This window comes from Enterobacter sp. RIT637 (assembly GCF_019718755.1).
Classification (GTDB): Bacteria; Pseudomonadota; Gammaproteobacteria; order Enterobacterales; family Enterobacteriaceae; genus Enterobacter.
The window spans coordinates 1-1,085 of the sequence record NZ_JAIHAZ010000039.1 but is presented as its reverse complement, the minus strand read 5'-3'; the positions used below and the strand labels follow the sequence as shown (position 1 = coordinate 1,085).

The window sequence follows — 1,085 nt, the reverse complement described above, 5'->3', positions numbered from 1 at the left end:
GTGGTGCTCTGCTCGGCAGGTGCCAGCTATTACATGACTTTTATGAACGTGGTTATTGGCTACGGCATTATTGCCTCAGTCATGACGACGGATATCGATCTCTCGAAAGAGGTGGTCGGCCTGCACTTTATCCTGTGGCTGGTGGGCGTCAGTGCGCTGCCGCTGCTGCTCATCTGGAGTAACCGCTGCCGCTATACCCTGCTGCGTCAGATGCGCACGCCAGGGCAACGCGTCCGAAGCGTCGCGGTGGTACTGCTGGCGGGGCTGATGGTCTGGGGCCCGATTCGTCTGCTTGAAGTGAAGCAGAAGAGTGACGAACGTACTTCTGGCGTGGATTTGCCGAGCTACGGCGGCGTGGTGGCGAACTCCTATCTGCCCTCTAACTGGATTTCCGCGCTGGGCCTCTACGCCTGGGCGCAGGTGGATGAGTCTTCCGATAATAAATCTCTCCTCAATCCGGCGAAGCAGTTCACCTACGAAGCGCCTAAAGATATCGACGATACCTATGTGGTCTTTATCATCGGTGAAACAACGCGCTGGGATCATATGGGGATTTTAGGCTACGACCGCGATACGACGCCGAAACTGGCGCAGGAGAAGAACCTGATCGCTTATCGGGGCTACTCATGTGATACGGCGACCAAGCTGTCGCTGCGCTGCATGTTTGTTCGCGAGGGCGGGGCGGATGATAACCCGCAGCGTACCCTGAAAGAGCAGAACGTTTTCTCGGTGCTGCATCAGCTTGGATTCAGTTCTGATCTCTATGCGATGCAGAGCGAGATGTGGTTCTACAGCAACACGATGGCGCAGAACATTGCCTATCGTGAGCAGATCGGCGCTGAGCCGCGTAACCGCGGGAAGAGCGTTGACGATATGCTGCTCATCGATGAGATGAAAGGCTCGCTGAGCAACAATCAGGATGGGAAGCATATGATCATCCTGCATACCAAAGGCTCGCACTTTAACTACACCCAGCGTTACCCGCGCAGTTTTGCCAAATGGACGCCGGAGTGTGTGGGCGTAGACAAAGACTGCACCAAAGAGCAGCTGATTAACTCTTACGATAACTCGGTGATGTATGTGGA

The 1,085-nt window shown here is 55.1% G+C and carries 1 protein-coding gene; it reads left to right on the top strand.

The window, feature by feature from the left end:
* Positions 1-1,085 (top strand): kdo(2)-lipid A phosphoethanolamine 7''-transferase (gene eptB / locus K5E19_RS22965; RefSeq protein ID WP_221553239.1); only part of this gene is annotated, 1,085 nt, incomplete at both ends.